This window comes from Streptohalobacillus salinus, assembly GCF_003201605.1.
Lineage (GTDB): Bacteria > Bacillota > Bacilli > Bacillales > Amphibacillaceae > Streptohalobacillus > Streptohalobacillus salinus.
Genome location: NZ_QJJR01000012.1, coordinates 21,043 through 40,052, shown reverse-complemented (window position 1 = coordinate 40,052; position 19,010 = coordinate 21,043). Strand labels below are relative to the sequence as shown.

17 protein-coding genes are annotated in these 19,010 nt (G+C 40.4%); 12 read left to right on the top strand and 5 right to left on the bottom strand.

Going from position 1 to position 19,010, the window contains the following annotated elements; translation table 11 throughout:
* Positions 1 to 78 precede the first annotated feature (78 nt).
* The 11 genes from DES38_RS09530 (at position 79) to DES38_RS09480 (ending at position 14,511) form a co-directional block, all read left to right on the top strand.
* The gene (locus DES38_RS09530; RefSeq protein WP_110251879.1) at positions 79 to 732 is read left to right on the top strand and encodes a 50S ribosomal protein L25/general stress protein Ctc; all 654 of its coding nucleotides are present in this window, start codon (positions 79 to 81) and stop codon (positions 730 to 732) included.
* 176 nt (positions 733 to 908) lie between these two features.
* Positions 909 to 1,466 carry an aminoacyl-tRNA hydrolase gene (pth, locus tag DES38_RS09525; RefSeq protein ID WP_110251878.1) on the top strand — a complete coding sequence of 186 codons (558 nt, stop codon included), beginning with the start codon at positions 909 to 911 and terminating at the stop codon, positions 1,464 to 1,466.
* A 152-nt stretch (positions 1,467 to 1,618) separates the two neighbouring features.
* Positions 1,619 to 5,134, top strand: a complete 3,516-nt coding sequence (gene mfd, locus DES38_RS09520) for a transcription-repair coupling factor (protein ID WP_110251877.1) — start codon at positions 1,619 to 1,621, stop codon at positions 5,132 to 5,134.
* 155 nt (positions 5,135 to 5,289) lie between these two features.
* Positions 5,290 to 6,132 carry a glucose PTS transporter transcription antiterminator GlcT gene (gene glcT / locus DES38_RS09515; protein WP_110251876.1) on the top strand — a complete coding sequence of 281 codons (843 nt, stop codon included), beginning with the start codon at positions 5,290 to 5,292 and terminating at the stop codon, positions 6,130 to 6,132.
* Positions 6,133 to 6,344: 212 nt separating this feature from the next.
* On the top strand, positions 6,345 to 8,357 hold the full coding sequence (gene ptsG / locus DES38_RS09510; protein WP_110251875.1) for a glucose-specific PTS transporter subunit IIBC: 2,013 nt from the start codon (positions 6,345 to 6,347) through the stop codon (positions 8,355 to 8,357).
* Between the two features lie 142 nt (positions 8,358 to 8,499).
* Positions 8,500 to 10,020, top strand: coding sequence for a putative polysaccharide biosynthesis protein (locus DES38_RS09505; protein WP_110251874.1), 1,521 nt, complete (start codon positions 8,500 to 8,502; stop codon positions 10,018 to 10,020).
* A 79-nt stretch (positions 10,021 to 10,099) separates the two neighbouring features.
* Positions 10,100 to 11,443, top strand: coding sequence for a bifunctional methyltransferase/pyrophosphohydrolase YabN (gene yabN / locus DES38_RS09500; protein ID WP_110251908.1), 1,344 nt, complete (start codon positions 10,100 to 10,102; stop codon positions 11,441 to 11,443).
* Positions 11,444 to 11,489: 46 nt separating this feature from the next.
* Positions 11,490 to 11,765, top strand: a complete 276-nt coding sequence (locus DES38_RS09495) for an RNA-binding S4 domain-containing protein (RefSeq protein WP_110251873.1) — start codon at positions 11,490 to 11,492, stop codon at positions 11,763 to 11,765.
* 222 nt (positions 11,766 to 11,987) lie between these two features.
* The gene (locus DES38_RS09490; protein ID WP_110251872.1) at positions 11,988 to 12,368 is read left to right on the top strand and encodes an FtsB family cell division protein; all 381 of its coding nucleotides are present in this window, start codon (positions 11,988 to 11,990) and stop codon (positions 12,366 to 12,368) included.
* Positions 12,369 to 12,449: 81 nt separating this feature from the next.
* Positions 12,450 to 12,860 (top strand): S1 domain-containing RNA-binding protein, encoded by a 411-nt coding sequence (locus DES38_RS09485; protein WP_110251871.1) that lies wholly within the window; start codon positions 12,450 to 12,452, stop codon positions 12,858 to 12,860.
* 175 nt (positions 12,861 to 13,035) lie between these two features.
* Entirely contained in the window at positions 13,036 to 14,511 is a 1,476-nt protein-coding gene (locus tag DES38_RS09480; RefSeq protein WP_110251870.1) for a family 43 glycosylhydrolase, read from the top strand.
* A 172-nt stretch (positions 14,512 to 14,683) separates the two neighbouring features.
* Here the strand turns inward: DES38_RS09480 and DES38_RS09475 are convergent, their stop codons facing one another.
* The gene (locus tag DES38_RS09475; protein ID WP_110251869.1) at positions 14,684 to 15,322 is read right to left on the bottom strand and encodes a nitroreductase family protein; all 639 of its coding nucleotides are present in this window, start codon (positions 15,320 to 15,322) and stop codon (positions 14,684 to 14,686) included.
* Between the two features lie 13 nt (positions 15,323 to 15,335).
* The gene (locus DES38_RS09470; RefSeq protein WP_110251868.1) at positions 15,336 to 15,779 is read right to left on the bottom strand and encodes a MarR family winged helix-turn-helix transcriptional regulator; all 444 of its coding nucleotides are present in this window, start codon (positions 15,777 to 15,779) and stop codon (positions 15,336 to 15,338) included.
* 473 nt (positions 15,780 to 16,252) lie between these two features.
* Between DES38_RS09470 and DES38_RS09465 the strand changes: the two genes are divergently transcribed.
* Positions 16,253 to 16,789 carry a hypothetical protein gene (locus tag DES38_RS09465; RefSeq protein ID WP_110251867.1) on the top strand — a complete coding sequence of 179 codons (537 nt, stop codon included), beginning with the start codon at positions 16,253 to 16,255 and terminating at the stop codon, positions 16,787 to 16,789.
* A gap of 123 nt (positions 16,790 to 16,912) precedes the next feature.
* Here DES38_RS09465 and DES38_RS09460 read toward each other — a convergent pair whose 3' ends face one another.
* The 3 genes from DES38_RS09460 to DES38_RS09450 are packed head-to-tail and all read right to left on the bottom strand — an operon-like array spanning position 16,913 to position 18,907.
* Positions 16,913 to 17,893 carry a polyprenyl synthetase family protein gene (locus tag DES38_RS09460; protein ID WP_110251866.1) on the bottom strand — a complete coding sequence of 327 codons (981 nt, stop codon included), beginning with the start codon at positions 17,891 to 17,893 and terminating at the stop codon, positions 16,913 to 16,915.
* A gap of 30 nt (positions 17,894 to 17,923) precedes the next feature.
* Entirely contained in the window at positions 17,924 to 18,466 is a 543-nt protein-coding gene (locus tag DES38_RS09455; RefSeq protein ID WP_110251865.1) for a Gx transporter family protein, read from the bottom strand.
* Between the two features lie 15 nt (positions 18,467 to 18,481).
* A complete protein-coding gene (locus DES38_RS09450; RefSeq protein ID WP_170114383.1) occupies positions 18,482 to 18,907 on the bottom strand; it encodes a NusG domain II-containing protein in 426 nt (141 codons plus the stop codon).
* Between the last annotated feature and the right edge of the window lie 103 nt (positions 18,908 to 19,010).

Sequence of the window (19,010 nt, the reverse complement as noted above, 5' to 3'; positions counted from 1 at the left end):
TCGTTTATATAAAAAACGAAAATGCATAAGGTAATGCTTTATTACTTTTTGCGTTAAATTTATTGGAGGTTGACACTTATGGCAGTTAAGTTAAAAGCAGTAAAAAGAGAAGATTTAAAGAAATCAAATACGAAACAAATTCGTGAAGAAGGTTCAATTCCGGCGGTAGTCTACGGGCATGATAAAAAATCAACACCTGTAGCAGTAAATAGTATTGATTTACTAAAAACCGTTCGTGATGAAGGACGTAACGCGATTATCACTTTAGATGTTGAAGGTGAACCTGTTGATGTTATGCTACATGACTATCAAGTGGAGCCGGTTAAAGATCAGTTAATTCATGCTGACTTCTATGTCGTTGATATGAAACAAGAGATGGATGTTATGGTTAATGTCCACTTAGAAGGCGAATCAGTTGGACAAAAAGAAGGTGGCGTCTTACAACAACCACTTTATGAGTTGGAAGTTCGTGCGAAACCTGCAGATATTCCAGAAGAAATTTTAATTGATGTTTCTAGTCTTGATGTGGGTGACTCAATTATGGTCTCAGATTTGAAAGCAGATGCGAAGTATGAAATCTTAGAAGATGAAAATACTACTATTGTAACAGTAACAGCACCAGATGATGTTGAAGATCTTCTTGATGAAGAAGAGACAGATGAAGAAGTTGAACCAGAACTTGTTGATCAAAAAGGTGCAGAAGATGAAGAAGAGGGCGAAGATAAAGAGTAAGACAAACTTTTTCAAACCAAGCGCTTAGGTAAGTTCTTACCTAAGCGCTTTTTCTATGTCAAGCACTTAGGACATAGTAGCTTTTGCTTAGAACATTTGGTTGTTTAGCTTTATTTTTGTGATGAAAACAAGTAGAATGTAAGCTATACAAGTCAAATAGAAAGATGTGAATTTAAATGAAGTTAATTGCTGGTCTGGGTAACCCAGGCAGGAAGTATAAAGATACCCGACATAATGTCGGGTTTTTAGTGATTGAAGAAGTAGCGAGGCGCAACGGTTGGGGCTTAAACAAGAAGAAGTTTCAAGGGCATTATGCAATTGAGCATTTAGGAATGGAACAAATCATCTTATTAGAACCACAGACTTATATGAATCTCTCAGGCGAGAGCATTAAACCGTTAATGGATTTCTATTCGATTGAGCCAGAAGATGTTTGTGTCATTTATGACGATTTAGATTTACCAACCGGTAAAGTGCGGATGCGCCAAAATGGTGGTCATGGTGGTCATAATGGCATGCGATCTATTATTGATCAACTTGGAACAAAAAACTTTAACCGTGTCCGCGTGGGCATTGATCGCCCTAAACCGGGTATGACAGTCACTGATCATGTGCTAGGCAAATTCAGCAAAGAGGAAAAAGTTGAAATGAGTCAAGCGATTACGCTTGCAGCCGATGCGTGTGAAGCGTGGTTTAAGCACACGTTCCAAGAAGTGATGAATCAACATAATTGATGATAAACCCTTTCTTACCGTCAGTGCGGTCTGAAGAAAGGGTTAGCTGTGTGTCCTCGAAGAGGTAAAATCAAATAAAAAATGAGTGCTTTGGTTTTCCGCCAAAGCGTTTTTGCACCTAAGAGATAAAGCATGAGGGGGGAGAGAATAACATGCATATATTTAGTCAATATTTATCAACTGCTACAGATATTGAATCGTTAGTTGACGGTGTCGAGAAAGGTCTAAAAGAACAACTGGCGACGGGCTTGTCGGGCTCACTTAAGAGCGTATGGATGAACACGGTAAAGCAAAAAACTTCCAAAAAAACATTGATCGTGACGCATCAACTCTCACAAGCACAAAAGATTTATGATGATTTTATTGAGCTTGTTGATGAAGCAAGTGTCCAACTCTATCCTGTGAATGAATTGATTGCAGCGGAAATGGCGATATCAAGTCCAGAACTTAGAAGTCAACGCATCAAGGCACTTAGCGAATGGATTGATAGTACGTCAGGCGTGCTGATTGTTCCGGTAGCTGCCTTAAAGCGGGTCTTGCCTCCAGCGGATTACTGGAAAATGTTTGAGCTGACGTTTGCTTTAGGCAAGGATATCGACCGTGAAGAAGATATAAAACAATTGGTCCAAATGGGCTATGAACGCACAGAAATGGTGCAATCACCAGGAGAGTTCAGTCTGCGCGGGGGGATTCTAGATATTTATCCAATTACTGAAGCGGATCCCATTCGGATTGAACTTTTTGATGATGAAGTCGATTCGATTCGCTATTTTGATCCGGAGAGTCAGCGTTCCAAAGAAAAGGTGACGCAGGTAAGCATTCAACCCGTCACAGAGCTGTTGCTCACCCAGGCTGATCGCGCGCACTTAGTGAGAACCTTAAAAGCGTCACTGGCAGAAGCGGTCGCTAGTCGTAGTGGTGATCAGTTAGAATTACGCGCTACCATTGAACATGAGATTGAGTTGTTGGAATCAGGCGATACGTTTGAAGATCTTTATAAATACGCACACTATTTTTATGAGGATTCGGCGAGCTTACTCAGCTATTTACCAGAAGACGGATTAGTCTTTTTCGATGAGATGGGCCGTATATTGGAGTCAATGAAGCAACTTGATCATGAAGAAACAGAATGGATTGAATCGTTACTGATGAACCAACGTTTCTTACCTAATATGCAGGTCTCTTATAACTGGCAAGCCATTGAAGAACAACTGGTCCAGCAACGCATATATTTTTCAGTGTTTTTACGTCAGGTACAAGATATCCAACCTGAAAATATTGTTAATGTTACTGCACGGATGATGCAACAATTTCATGGACAAATGCATATCCTAAAAAATGAAATGATACGTTATAAAAAAGGCGACTATTCCGTTGTCTTTCTTACTTCAACACCAGAACGAGCCGAGAAAGTCCGAGCGATCCTTTCTGATTATCAAATTGACGCGGGCATTGGCGATGAAGCTACGACATTACCAGCGAAACAACCCATTGTTTTAATTGGACAATTAGATACGGGCTTTGAACTACCGCTGTATAAGTTGGCAGTGATTACTGACCAGGAATTGTTCAAGTCACAATCAACCAAGCGCAAAGCAAAACCAAAGAAAATGTCAAATGCAGAACGCATAAAAAGTTACCAAGAACTAAAAATAGGCGATTACGTGGTTCATGTCAATCACGGGATTGGTCGTTTTGTTGGGGTTGAAACACTAGAAGTTCAGGGTATTCATAAAGATTTTATGTTAATTAAATACACAGGTGACGATAAATTATTTGTACCGATAGATCAAATTGATTTGGTGCAAAAATATGTTGGGGCCGAAGGAAAAGAGCCAAAACTGTATAAGCTTGGCGGTAGTGAGTGGAAAAAAGTCAAACGCAAAGTCCAAACAAAAGTAGAAGATATTGCCGATGATTTAATTAAACTTTATGCTGCAAGAGAAGCGTCAGTCGGGTATCAATTTGGCGAAGATACCTTAATGCAACGAGAGTTTGAAGATGCATTCGTCTATGAAGAAACAGATGATCAATTACGTTGCATCGATGAGATTAAACAAGACATGCAGAAGAAGCGTCCGATGGACCGCTTGCTTTGTGGTGATGTCGGTTACGGCAAAACGGAGGTAGCCCTGCGGGCAGCATTTAAAGCAATTGCTGAAGGTAAGCAAGTTGCGATTTTAGTACCCACCACCATTTTAGCGCAGCAACACTTTGAAACAGCGCTCGATCGTTTTCAAGATTATCCGGTTGAGATTAGCTTGTTAAGCCGGTTTAGATCGCGCAAGCAGCAAACCGAGACATTAAAGCGTCTGAAAGAGGGCGTTGTTGATTTAGTTATCGGCACACACCGTCTATTATCAAAAGATGTTGTTTATAAAGATTTAGGTTTATTAGTGGTCGATGAAGAACAGCGCTTTGGTGTGAAACACAAAGAAAAGATCAAAGAATTGAAGACCAATGTTGATGTGTTAACCCTAACAGCAACGCCAATCCCGCGGACCTTGCATATGTCGATGCTCGGTGTCAGAGATTTATCAGTGATTGAAACACCACCAGCGAATCGGTTCCCGATTCAAACCTACGTATTAGAATATAATCCAGTCCTATTACGGGAAGCGATTGAACGAGAAATGAGTCGCGGAGGTCAAATCTTTTTCTTATATAACCGCGTTGAAACAATTGAACGTAAAGCTCAAGAAATTCAAAGTTTAGTTGAGGGAGTACGCGTAGCGGTCGCGCATGGTCAGATGAGTGAAACCGAGCTTGAAAATGTAATGTTAGCCTTCTTAAACGGCGAATATGATGTCTTAGTCTCTACAACCATCATCGAGACGGGCGTAGATATTCCGAACGTGAATACCTTAATTGTTGATCAAGCCGATCGAATGGGGCTAAGCCAGTTATACCAACTTCGTGGACGCGTTGGTCGAAGTAACCGCGTCGCGTATGCCTATTTCACGTATCAAAAAGACAAAGTGTTAACCGAAGTCTCAGAGAAACGTTTACAAGCCATTAAGGAATTTACGGAACTTGGTTCTGGGTTTAAAATAGCGATGCGCGACTTATCGATTCGTGGGGCAGGCAACATCCTCGGCGCGCAACAACACGGCTTTATCGATTCTGTTGGTTTTGATTTATATTCAGAAATGTTAAGAGAAGCCGTTGAGCGTCGCAAAGACGGCTATCATGAGGTCAATCAACCGATAAATCCAGAACTACAATTGGTACTGGATGCTTATATTCCAGACAGCTATATCAATGATGGTAAGCAAAAAATTAATATGTACAAGCGCTTTAGAGCCGCCGATGATTTAGAAACGCTTGAGGACATAAAAGAGGAATTGGTTGATCGCTTTGGTGATTATCCCGATGAAGTGCGTGACTTATTACATGTGACAACCCTTCGCATATTGGCTAAACAAGCAGGTGTTGAAGCGGTCAAAGAAACAAATCAGCGCATTCAAGTGGTGATGTCCAAACACGTGACACCAACGATTGCTTTTGATCGCTTACAACGCTATGTGAGTGACTATGGCCGCATGTTGAAATTTAAAATTAGTGAAGACCAGGTGATCTTTACTTTTGTATTTGATAAACGTTCAGAAAAAGAGCGGCATCAGTACTTGCGTGGATTTTTAGAGGAAGTAACACAATTCAAGTTATAAACATACCAGAACCATTATGCGGTCAATTGCGATGGTTCTGGTCTTTTTTGTGTATAATCACGTCAAATGGTCACGAATGCAAGCTTTTACTTGTCAAACGCGTAAAATACCGCTAGGATAGTAATAGCATTCCCTAAGAGATTGGAGGTTTAGCAGTGACTCACGTGTTAACTGTTTCGAAAGCGCTTAATAATAATGTCGTCATAGCCCAGGACCCTGTTCTTGATGAAGTTGTCCTTATTGGTAAAGGTATTGGTTTTAACCGAAAAAAAGGAGATACAATTGAAGCCAGTGACGCCGAAAAGACATTTTTATTAAGTGATAAAAAAGAAATGGAACAATATCAGTATTTACTAAAGCATACACAACCTGAACTTATTGAATTTTTAAATGATATTATTTTTTATATTGAACAACGCATGGATAAACCGTTAAACGAGCACATTCACGTCGCGTTAACCGATCACTTATCGTTTGCGATTAAGCGAGCAGACTCGGCGATTCATTTTAATAACCCTTTTCTATTTGAAATTGAATCGCTTTACCCAAAGGAATATCAAGTTGCGACAGAAATTGTCGAAAAGATTAAGGGGAAATTAGCCGTTGACTTTCCTGCAGGTGAGATTGGCTTTATTGCTTTGCACATCCATAGTGCGATTACCAATCGTCAAATTCGGGATTTGAATAAACACCACCTACTAATCACTAAGATGGTAGATTTAATCGAAGAAAATTTAGACGTCACTTTAGAAAAGCATGAAGTAAACTATAACCGTTTAATACAGCATTTACATCGTGCGATTGACCGTGTTGACCAGGGGAATTTACTCGGTGAAGAAAATAGTTTAAAAAAAGTCTTGAAAATGACGTACCCAACATGCTATAATTTAGCCTGGAAGCTAGTTAAAGTCATGCAGAAGCAACTAAACCGCACCGTTGATGAATCAGAAGTCTTGTATTTAACGATTCATTTGCAACGGTTAACCAATAAAATATAACACGTGTAACTGATTCGATCAGGCATGAGTAAAGAAGATTCTTTGTTGCGCACCACGTGCGTAAAAAAGCTTTTTTACTCATGCCTTTTTGTTTTCTCATTCCCTTATTTTAAGATTTAAGCACTTTTAAAATAATCGAGTCATTCACGTGTGGTTAAAATGTATGCGTTTTAGTTTTTTCTGTAAGGCAAAAAAAAGGAGGAAAAATGAGTATGTCAAATTTCTTTGGAACACTACAAAAAATTGGTAAAGCGTTGATGTTACCGGTTGCGTTATTACCTGCGGCGGGTATCTTGTTAGCATTTGGTGCGAGTTTCGCCCAAGAAAGCTGGGTTGACCGTTTTCCATGGTTTGGTAATGAAACTGTTCAACTGATCCTATTGGTGATGAACGAAGCCGGTGGGGTTGTCTTTGCAAACTTGCCACTCTTATTCGCTGTTGGGGTTGCGATTGGACTCTCTAGAGGTGACGGTGTCGCTGGTTTAGCGGCGATCATTGGTTACTTAATTATGAACGTAACCATGGGTGTTTTTGCAGGCGTTGATGCTGAGATGATCAGTCAACCTGCTTATACATCAATGCTCGGCATCAACACCCTACAAACAGGTGTGTTTGGTGGGATTATCGTCGGGGTCCTTGCTTCGGTGATGTACAACAAATACTTTAATATTGAATTGCCACCATTCTTAGGATTCTTTGCTGGTAAGCGTTTTGTACCGATTATTACAGCGTTTACGTCATTACTTCTTGGTATTGTGATGGTTTACTTATGGCCATTTGCACAAGATGGATTAAATGCATTATCTCACTTTATGTTAGATACAAACCGCACGCTTTCAACGTTTGTCTTTGGTGTCATTGAACGTGCACTTATTCCGTTCGGTTTACACCACATTTTCTATTCACCATTCTGGTTTGAATTTGGTGAATATGTATCACAAGCAGGCGAAGTTGTCCGTGGTGACCAAACCATCTTCTTTGCACAATTAAGTGATGGTGTTAACTTTACATCTGGTAACTTTATGACGGGTAAATTCCCATTCATGATGTTTGGTCTTCCAGCAGCAGCACTTGCTATTTACCACACTGCACGCCCTGAAAAGAAAAAACTTGTGGGTGGTTTGATGGCTTCTGCAGCTTTAACGTCATTCCTAACAGGTATTACTGAACCACTAGAATTCTCATTCCTATTCGTGGCACCAATTCTATTCGGTATCCACACGATTTTTGCAGGTTTATCATTTATGACGATGTATCTATTAGATGTTAAAATCGGGATGACGTTCTCCGGTGGTCTGATTGACTTTATTCTCTTTGGTGTTATGCCTAACCGTACCGACTGGTGGTGGGTAATCATCATTGGTTTAATTTTCGCAGTTATTTATTACTTTGGTTTCCGCTTTGCGATCACTAAGTTTAACTTAGCAACGCCAGGTCGTGAAGAGTATGATGAAGCGGATGAAGCGCATGTTACTGCAAGTAAAGATGACCGTCCATACGAAATATTAGCGGCTATGGGTGGGGAAGAAAACATCTCAAATCTTGATGCATGTATTACACGTTTACGTGTAAGTGTTAACGACATTAAACATGTTGATAAGAAACGTCTGAAAGAATTAGGCGCATCTGGTGTGATGGAAGTTGGTAATAATATTCAAGCCATTTATGGTCCCGTATCTGATACGATTCGTGGTCAAATGCAAGATATTATTGATGGAAAAGCACCGCGTAAACAAGTGGAGCCAGAAAAAAACTCACCGAACGTTCGCATTGAATCACTTGACATCGCAAGCCCAATGACCGGTGAAGTGATGGCGATTACTGAAGTTCCTGACCAAGTCTTCTCACAAAAAATGATGGGTGATGGTTTTGCCATCAAGCCAACTGTTGGCGAAGTTGTAAGTCCTGTAAACGGTAAGATTTTAAATATCTTCCCAACTAAACACGCAATTGGTCTTGAATCAGAAGATGGCTTAGAAATCTTAATCCATATCGGTATTGATACAGTGAAATTAGAAGGTAAAGGGTTCACACAAGTGTTAGAAGAAGGTCAACAAGTTAAAAAAGGTGACGTCATTATGAAGATGGACCTTGATTACATTGCTGAGCACGCCGCTTCTACCATTACGCCAATTATCTTTACTAATTTAGAAGAAGGCAAAGCCGTTGATGTTACTGCAGGTAACGTCGATAAAGGCCAAGCTGATGTTGTTAAATTAAAGTAAGTCAATTTATTCGATCGATTTAGTATACCAACGCTATGATTGCCTCATCCTTGCCATGGATGAGGCTTTTTTTATATCTAGCGCGCTGAATGAATATGTTATAATAAGTGAAGTTCATTAAAGCAGAAAGGGATTAACACAAATGACAGAGCAACGATTTATTAAAGGGGCCTTGTTGCTGACTTATGCCGGTCTTCTAAGCAAAGTGCTCAGTGCCTTGTACCGTATTCCTCTGCAAAATATAACCGGAGATTACGGTTTCTTTATCTATCAACAAATCTATCCTTTGATTGGAATGGCCACCATATTTGGTCTGTACGGGATGCCGCAAGCCGTCTCGCGCTTTTTTACCGGACGTGAAATAAATCAAGCAACTACTCGCCAGATTCGCCGCCTTGTGCTAGGCCTAGGTGCAAGCATCGCAGCCTTGTTGTATCTCATCGCGCCCTCGTTGAGTAGGTTAATGGGTACCCCGTCCTTGGTTCTTGCCATTCGGTTAAGCGGGTTGTTATTTATATTAGTGCCGAACTTATCATTAAAACGCGGTCTTTATCAAGCGCGTGGAAATATGGGGCCAACAGCAAAGTCACAATTGTCGGAGCAACTGATTCGCGTCTCGGTCATCATTAGTAGTGCCTACTTAATCACTCAGTTCAATCAATCTGTTGAATGGATTGCGAGTTTGAGTGTCTTGGCATCTGTATTAGGTGTGATCGTTGCGCGTATTGTCATGAAAGGAAATGAACAAGTGTCCGACAGTCTGCTTGAAGGGGAGCCCAATCGGATACCGATGTCAACGCTATTCAACCAAATTGTCCTTTTTGGTATGGTGATGGCGATTAACCATATGATTTTGTTGTTGCTTCAAACTGTTGATGTCGTCAGTCTTGTTCCTTTATTACACCGTGTGGGCTATAGCACAAGTGATGCTCAACTTCTAAAAGGTGTACTAGACCGCGCCCAACCACTAAGCCAATTAGGTGTGGTTGCCAGTTCATCAATTACTTTAAGTCTTGTGCCCCGGGTAACTGCGGCACGAAAGAATAAAAACCAACAACAATTTAACGACTCGATTTGGTATGCGTTTAAATTATCGCTATATTTATCAGTTGCTGCGACAGCAGGTTTGGTGCTGTTGATGCCTAAGGTTAACATGCTTTTATTTAAAGACACCGCAGGGACATTGAGCTTGCAAATTTTTGTGTTTGCGATTGTCTTTAGTTCGTTAAGCGTGACGCTAGCAACCATTCTTCAAGGGTTTAATGACGTGTATAAAACTGCAGGCTATGTTTTTATAGGTGTCCTGAGTAAAGCCTTGTTTAATCTCTTATTGATTCCACACTTTGAATTACATGGTGCAGCGTTAGCGACAGTCTTGGCTAGTCTTTTGATTTTCTTACTTCATGCGAAGCGATTAACCGAGCATCTCAAAAAGGTGCGGATATCGCGGTTTTCGTTTCGTCCGCTTTTATATAGTTTAGCCACACTCATCGTTAGCGTTAGCGTATTTGAAGGCTTGTTTCAATCATTCTTTACTGGCGTACGCAGTCATCAATTATTTTATCTCATCGTTATCATTACAGTAGGGACAGCAAGTTTTGCTTACGTCCTTAGTAAAACAGATCCGGACATCAAACGGGTGTTAAAAGACCGAAAACGCTAATCGCATATAACTGGTAGGGGGAACGTGATTGCTATCGGTTATATAAATGCTTAAATATTTAAATGAAAAGGTGAAACCTATGCAAACCATTCAGATCATCGGGCTCGGCGCAGGAGACATTGAACAACTCTCGCTCGGCCTCTATCGTACATTAACGAAAACGAAGCAAAAGATATTCACAAGAACATTAGATCATCCGGTCATCCGCACCTTAGAAGAAGAGAGCGTGCGCTTTGAGAGCTTTGATCGTGTTTATGAAGCGCATGACCAATTTGAGGATGTTTACCAGGTGATTGTGGAACAATTAGTAGCAGCTGCCTCAGAAGAAGACGTGCTTTACTGTGTCCCAGGGCATCCGATGTTGGCTGAGCGGACGGTCCAGTTACTACTTGAACAAACAGCGGTAACGGTGAAAATTTTAGGTGGTCAAAGTTACCTTGATGATTTGTTCACCGCCTTAAAGCTGGATCCAATTGAAGGTTTTAGTTTCATTGATGCCACCGCTTTTTCTAGGCAAGAATTGAACTATCATCAACATCAAGTATTTTGTCAAGTCTATGACCAAATGATCGCCTCGGAGCTCAAATTAACGCTTCTGGAGGATTTACCAAGTGACTATCCAGTGACCATTGTTGAAGCAGTGGGGACAAGTGAGGAACGAATGGAAACGGTGGAGCTTGCCTTATTAGACCAGGCAGTTGAATTATCGAATTTAACGAGTGTTTACCTTACTAAAGTAGCACCTGAGTACCTCAATCATCAATTCGATGCCTTGCGAGATATCATCTATCAATTACGCGCACCCGGTGGTTGCCCGTGGGATCAAAAGCAAACGCACACATCTTTACGTGGTCATTTGTTAGAAGAAGCGTATGAACTGATTGATGCAATCGATGCCTTAGATGACGATCACATGGTTGAGGAATTAGGCGATGTGTTGCTACAAGTCATGCTGCACAGTCAAATTGGTGAAGACGAAGGGTATTTCACCATCGACGATGTTATCCGAGGCTTGACTGAGAAAATGATTCGGCGTCACCCGCATGTTTTTGGTGATGTTGAAGTGGACTCAGAAGAAGACGTGATTGTGAATTGGCAAAAAATTAAGCAAGCGGAAAAAGGCAAAGCAGAAGATCAGGACCAGCCTTTTGCGCGGATTCCTAAATCAAGCAGTGCTTTGTTAAAAGGTAAGGAAGTTATCAAAATATTAGATGGACAAGCACAATTGCCTGACAAAGAGATCGTGATCAGAGAGCTAGACCAACAACTTAAACACCTGCAACGAGCGACAAGCGAAGAAGAAAAAGCACAAAGCTACGGAGCGCTATTGGTTGCAACATTAACGCTTGCGCGCTATGATAAAGTAAACCTAGAGCTTGCTTTAACTGGCGCTTTAAATGAGGTCATAAAGCATTCAGACTAATGGCTAACTAACGGTTAGCTTTTCAAAAAAATAGAGGAGTGACATGATGCGTTTAGATAAGTTTTTAAAGATTTCTCGATTAATTAAGCGAAGAACCTTGGCAAAAGAAGTAGCGGACCAGGGACGTATTACCGTCAATGGTCATACAGCTAAGGCATCGACAACGGTAAAGCCAGAAGATGAATTAGTCATTAAGTTTGGCCAAAAGCTAGTAACGTTAACAATTAATTCATTGCGAGAGAATGTAAAAAAAGATGAAGCAGCTTCGCTGTATACCATTTTAAACGAAGAACCCGTTAAGAAAGAACCAACTGATTTTTAAGCTTAAGCAGCCACTTCCATATACAGAAGGGCTGCTTCTATGTTTTAATCCAGTTAAAATAGGGAATTTATTTGATGACCTTTGAGAATGACGATGCTTTATTAAAAATGCATGCGCTCAAAAAAAGAAATTGACTTCATCACGCAGAAATCATTCTTTTTTTGTTATTTTGTAGTACAATAGAGACATCAGTCATAAACATCATGAAGGAGGCTTGCCGTGATGGACACTCGCACAGATAAAGTCAAACGTATTAATTCCAGATACATGAATAAATACGATGCTCACATGGAACGACAACAGAAGCGGAAACGTTTATTGCGCGGTCGTCTGATGGTTTTTATGGTTATCTCATTTATAACTGTGGTCTTTTTTGCGATGCAGTACCTCGAAAAACGAGAATTGTATGCACAAAAACAAACAGAGTATGAGGTGTTACAAGAAGAGATGAACACATTAGAAACTGAAGAGACAGCGCTCAAGGAAGAAATACAGCTGCTTCAAGATGAGGATTATGTGCTTCGGATAGCAAAAACGAATTATTTCTTCACAAAGGAAGGTGAAATTGTCTTCAAACTTACTGAAGAGACACCATCTTATTGACATTGTTTTTATAGCTTGGCTATAATATAGAGTAGTAGGTATTATATCTTTTTTTCATTCTTAAGGAGGAGCATTTTTTTTATGTCAATCGAAGTAGGCAGCAAGCTGCAGGGTAAGGTAACGGGGATCACAAATTTTGGCGCGTTCGTAGAGTTACCAGAAGGTAAAACAGGACTCGTTCATATTAGTGAGGTTGCTGATAACTATGTCAAAGATATTAACGAACATTTAAAAGTAGGCGAAGAGATAACGGTTAAAGTACTAAATGTTGAGGCTGATGGTAAAATTGGTTTATCAATTAAAAAGGCCAAGGATAATCCGGCACCTAATCGTCGTAAACCGAGCCAAAGTCAACCAAAACGCAAACCTGAGCGTCCAGAGAACTTTGAATCGAAAATGAATCAATTCTTAAAAGATTCAGAAGATCGCTTAGCGTCATTACGTAAGCACACCGAGTCTAAACGTGGTGGCCGAGGCGCTAAAAAAAGCTAGTTAGTCTTTAGTCCTTAAGTAAAGATACACAAATAAAAGTTACGTTCTTCTTTTGAAGAGGGTAACTTTTTTCTGTTGATGATTTGTTAGCGTAGGAAACAACAACACTTAATGTTCGTAAAGGAAAGCGAGACATAAGAAAGAGCAAAGGACAGGGGCAGAAAGAAGGGGTAGGATGAAGCGACAAGCGAAAAATCCGTATTTACCGAGTTATGAATACGTTCCGGATGGAGAGCCCTATGTGTTTGGCGACCGGCTTTATGTTTATGGTTCACATGATAAATTTAATGGTAAATTGTTTTGTTTAAATGATTACGTTTGCTGGTCGGCACCAGTCGATGATTTAAGTAATTGGCGATGTGAAGGCGTGATCTACAAAAAGAATCAAGATCCGATGAATCGCTTAGGTTTTTATCAAATGTACGCACCGGATATGGTTGAAGGTTCAGATGGGCGCTACTATTTGTATTATACGTTAGCCTTTCAAAGTGTCATTGCTATTGCAGTTAGTGACACACCAGCTGGACACTATCAGTTTTACGGTTACCTTAGCGATGCCAGTGGTAAGCTGTTTTGGAATAATCACAAGGATCCGTTACTCTTTGATCCGGGTGTTCTTGTCGATGATGATGGACGTGTTTACTTATACTCAGGGTTTGCTCCTAAAAATGATGTGCCATTCTTTTTAACGGGTTGGAAAAAGCGAAGCACAAAAGGTGGCTATGTTATCGAGCTTGAGTCCGATATGAAAACAGTAAAAACTGAGCCTGTTTGCATTTTCCCGAAGGTAGGCGAAGCGGAAGGCACAGGATTTGAAGGTCATGAATTTTTTGAGGCCAGCTCGATTCGAAAAATAGCCGATACATATTATTTCATTTATTCTTCGATTAATGGCCATGAACTATGTTATGCCACAAGCCAAAGACCGACGGGCGGCTTTACCTATCGTGGAACAATTATCAGTAATGGTGATTTATTCATTAATGGATGCTCTAAAGACCGTCAAGCTTATAATTATATTGGGAATAATCACGGAAGTATTGTGTGTGTAAAGAATCAATGGTATGTCTTCTATCATCGCCAAACGAACCGCCATCATTATTCGCGGCAAGGTCTTGCAGAGCCGATTGATATACAAGCAGATGGAACGATTCCACAAGTGGGCATGAGTAGTAGTGGTTTAACGAATGGTCCGCTAGTAGGAAAGGGAGAATATCAAGCGGCAATTGCTTGCCATTTGATGGCCAAGCACGGTGCTGGCAGATATGGTACATACTTTGGTGCGCTCACATTTAGAACGCACCCGTACTTCACTCAAACCGGTAAAGACAGAGAAAATCATCCAACTCAATACATTGCTAATATGCGAGATGGTGCGGTAGCGGGGTTTAAATCTTTCCTAATTGAAGACTTACAAGAAATAGCGGTTCAGGTGCAGTCAACAGGTGTGGGTGTGATGTACGTGTCAACAGCGCTATCGAGTGAACCGATTGCGGAGATTTCGGTAAACAAAAGTAACAGATATAGCTATTTTAGAAGCAGTGTGGACTTAAAAAATAAAGAAGTGGCGCTTTATTTTTGCTACAAAGGCTCGGGGAAAGTCAATTTTAAGTCATTCGTTTTGAATGAACACGCGCACGAAGTACAATGATTCCACGGAAAACAAAGAGTCGTAGCGGTAATGCTGATGACACATAGGGAATAGAAACATGAGCTTCTAAGGCAGATGGAGTCTTCATAAAAGAATAAGCAGGGCGCCGGTATTGTTGTTAATTCCGGGGCCCTGCTTACGTGTGCATATTAAGTAATGACATGGCTATTGATTATTTCCAATTTGTGAACGTGTCCACGTCTAGTCGCACAGAATTGTAGCCGTCTTCTTTTGCTTTCCCGATTGAAAGAATCATTACGGGAACATAACGTTTTGGATCAAGATCAAAGGCTTCAGCAAGTTGGTCAGCTTCAAAGCCACCGATTGGATTCGTATCATAACCGTAAGCGCGTGCTACTAACATGAGCTGCATGGCAACTAAACTACTATCAATCTTAACAATATCGCTCATCACGTGTTTAGGAAAACTTTTATAGTAGGGGATGATCATGCTCAGTTGTTCATCTCTTACTTCAGGTGACATTTTCCCTTCAGAAACTGCTTTATTGTATATTTCTTCACCATACGTGTAACATTCTAAATCACCAAAAATTAAAAGCATCGCTGATGACGTGTCGTTTTGGCGGGTGTTAAAACGAATCAGTGGACGGAGCTTGTCTTTTCCTTCATCACTTTCAACCACAACAAAGCGCCACGGTTGCATATTAACGGAAGACGGTGCTTTCGTTGCTTCTGTAAGCATTTCGGTCATTTCTTCGCGCGGAATCTTAATCGTTTCGTCATAGACGCGGATGGAACGACGACCGTCTAATAGGTTATAAAAATCGTTTACTTTAAATGTATTGCTCATGGTTAGTCCTCCTCTAAATCGTGTGATCGTTCAACAGTGTTGTTGATCGCTCATTTACATCGGTAAGAAATGCCTTAAACAGTGCCATTTGTTCTTCGCTATAATGATCAAACAATTGCTCAATAATGACATGTTTCTTTTCGTCACAGCGCGTAAGCAACGTTTTTCCGGCAGAACTGATTTGAACAAGCACTTCCCGATTATTTTTCGGATTACGCGCGCGTATCGCTAACCCTTTGTCCTCAAGAATTTTCACATGTCGGGTAATTGCCGCTTGGTTGATGCGCATTTTTTGCTGTAACTGTGTTTGGGTCATGACCGTTGCACTCAATAGGTGCAGCAACATTTCATAACGGGTCACGCTAATATCAAGTTTGTTTTCAAATACTTGTGTCAATTGCAAATCGACTTGTTTGATTAAGAAGAACAGCTCACTGTAATTTTGTCTTGGGCACATAAGAAACCTCCATGTATGATTAATCAACTGTTGACAAGTCAATTATAAAGATGTTTGAGAGACCTGTCAACGGATGCGCTTTTGTTGAAGAAAGAGATTCGCCATGGAAAGAATGAGGTTTTATCTAATCGTGAGGTGGTACAGTATACTGACGTCGTTTTTTCGTTTACTCTTATTCATGCATTTAATAAAAGGGCAACGGTAATAACCTGAAAGGAGGGAGTGATGATCATTGATAACTGGCTTAAAAAAGTTAGTCGGTTTGATTAGCGCGCCAAAGAATGGCTTTGCTTATTGCGTTTAAATCCAGTAGCGCTACAGATCTTACGCGTTGAGTGGACGAAGCTGTTGAAAAAGACATGAAAGAAAAGTTTGTGAGTTGTTTAACTTTAAGGTAGAAAAAGTAGAGTGATATGTTATAATAGGAGTTGTACGGTTTTGTACAAACAATATAAATACAGGGGGAATTTCAGATGAAATTCAAATTATTTTTAGCGATGATCCTTTCCGTAGCATTACTTGCTGCGTGTGGATCTGATGACACGTCTTCAGATGACAATGGTGCAGATGAAGATACAGATACGGTAACAGCAGCGTCACAAGCAGACGATGCAGAAGGCTTACACGAAGCGGCATCAGAAGACGGTACATGGATTGTTATTCCAACACAAGATATGACTTTTGAAGAAGATCTTGTTGTTGCTGGTGAATTCCGTGATGGCGGCGAAGAAGACGGCGATATTTACCGTAAAATTGCAGCTTATACACAAGATGATGAGCGTAATATCATTGATCAGTGGACCCTAACTATGCCACGCCTTGTTGTTCAAAGTGAAAACTTAAACTTCCAAGGTGGTACTGTTGACGGTGATGTGTATGTAGAAGCAGATGGTTTCTTATTACATGAATCAGCAACTGTAACAGGTGATATCGTATTTGCTAACGCAGACTATGAAGCGTCAAGTGATATTCAAGGTACAGTTGAAGGCGAAACATCAGTCGAAGAATAAAGCGCTAAAAGCTTAGACCACCTGGTCTAAGCTTTTTTAATTGATGGCAGTGCATTAATTAACTTTACGCTTATAAAAGAAAGCAACCGACATGACCTAATAAGTCATGTCGGTTGCTTTTACTTACATAGTGCGAGCTAACATCTTCTCAGTTATCGATTTTAGGATCGCTTTATATTCGCCGTTCGGTAATTTATCTATTGTTGATAGTGCTTTTTTAGTGTAACGTTTGGCCAATTGCAATGCTTTACTTAAACCATCAGCTTGATCAATTAGGGCTTGAAGGTCATGCAGATCTTCACTGGTTAACGATTGTTTAGTTAAGAGCGCATCAATTTCAGTTGCATGGTTTTGATAGGAATAAATTAAAGGTAAAGTATAAATGCCGTTTTTTGCATCAGCCATGGCTGGTTTGCCTAAAGTGTTATCGTTTGCTTGATAATCTAAAATATCATCAATGATTTGAAAGGCCATTCCGATATAGTGACCTGCGTTATAGGCGAGTCGGGTCTGTCGTTTTGACGCGTTACTTTCAACTGCACCAGTATAACAGCTAAGGGCGAAAAGTTGAGCAGTTTTTCCTGAAATGCGCGCAAGATAACGTTTGATACTTTTAGGTGATGTATAACGTGACTCTAACTGATCAAGTTCCCCGATTAAAACTTTTTCCATACTGCGGGCATTGTATTCAAGCATGCTGACAGAGTTGGTATGATTAGCTAAGATAGTAAAACAAATTGAAAAGAGGTAGTCACCTGCATATATAGCATAGCGATTATCTTTTTTTGCGTGTAACGTTTCTTGTCCACGCCTTAAATCAGCTTCATCAATCACGTCATCATGAACAAGTGTTGCCATATGCAAGGTTTCAAGTGCTGCTGCGATGGCAATCGCTTTTTCTTCATCATAATCCGGTCCGATTTGGCTGCATAAGAGTGCATAGACAGGTCGCAGCATCTTGCCGCTATTTTCTGCCACACGTCTAATTTGTGCTTCTATTTTTTTATTTTTAATGCGAATATGCTGATTGATCACAGCTTCAACTTGGTTTAGATTCTGTGACAGATTAGGGTAATCATGCCAGAGTGGATGTGTACTTACCATAACGTTAATAACCTCTTTCATCAATTCGATTTATATAAGATCACGCTTTAGTGTGCGTAAGTCCATGTAGTAATGCAAGCGTTCGATATGTGTTAATAAATAATTGGCAGTAATACCGATGGCAATGCCTGTTAAGATACCGATCAGTGAAAGGACAGGTAAGTATAGCATAACTGAAAACGTTTGAGCGATAACGCTCGCAATCAGCAACTGACCGACATTATGTAGAACGGCGCCGGTTGCGCTCACCCCAATTAAACTAACAGCTTTTTGAGGCAGCAACTTAATGAACCACATCCCAATAAAACTAAGGGCAGCACCAGAAGCACTATAAAAGAAAGTCGACAGAGTACCGCCAAGTAATGTTTGTAATAAGAGTCGAATGACGACAACTTTAATTGTGTCTTTAGTGGGGAGTGTATAAAGGGCCATTACCGTAATGATATTAGCAAGACCGAGTTTCGCCCCAGGAGCAAAAAAGAACGGTGAAGGGATTGCTCGCTCAACGAGACCAATCACCACCGCTTGACTGGCTAACAAGGCAATATAAACGAGGCGTTGGTTTTTAGTCATGGAAATAGCGCTCCTTTAATGAAAATGTATGAATGAACTGATAATGTCAATATCTTGCGGTGGATCTTCTGATTCAGCTTTGATTTCGATAACCAGCCGGTGTGGTAAACAAACAATGGTTTCGCCAGCGTGTTCAATAAAGCCTGTTCGAACACAGACCTGATCAGGGCAGGTTGCTGATGAAATGCGCAGCGTACCATCAGAAACAGCAATGGTATTTGTTTCACCAGAAGCCGTTTCTACATTAAATATATCATGATTAGGATGGGCTGATAAATTAACAGTTTCAATGTTTTCCCCGTCAAGAGAAATGACCGCTATGCGGTCTCCATCTGATTGTGATTGTAAATAGAATATCCCAAAAGGAAGAAAAGAAATAATCAATAAGACAACGATGAGCAAAAGGTCACCGGGTTTTATGATACGCAAGAATGCTTGCATTTCTTCACTTCCTTTCATGATAATCAAAAGTTGAAGCTGTTAGCGCGGGAAATGTGAACTGTCATGTCCATTATACCTGAAAATTAATCAATATAAAGTAGAT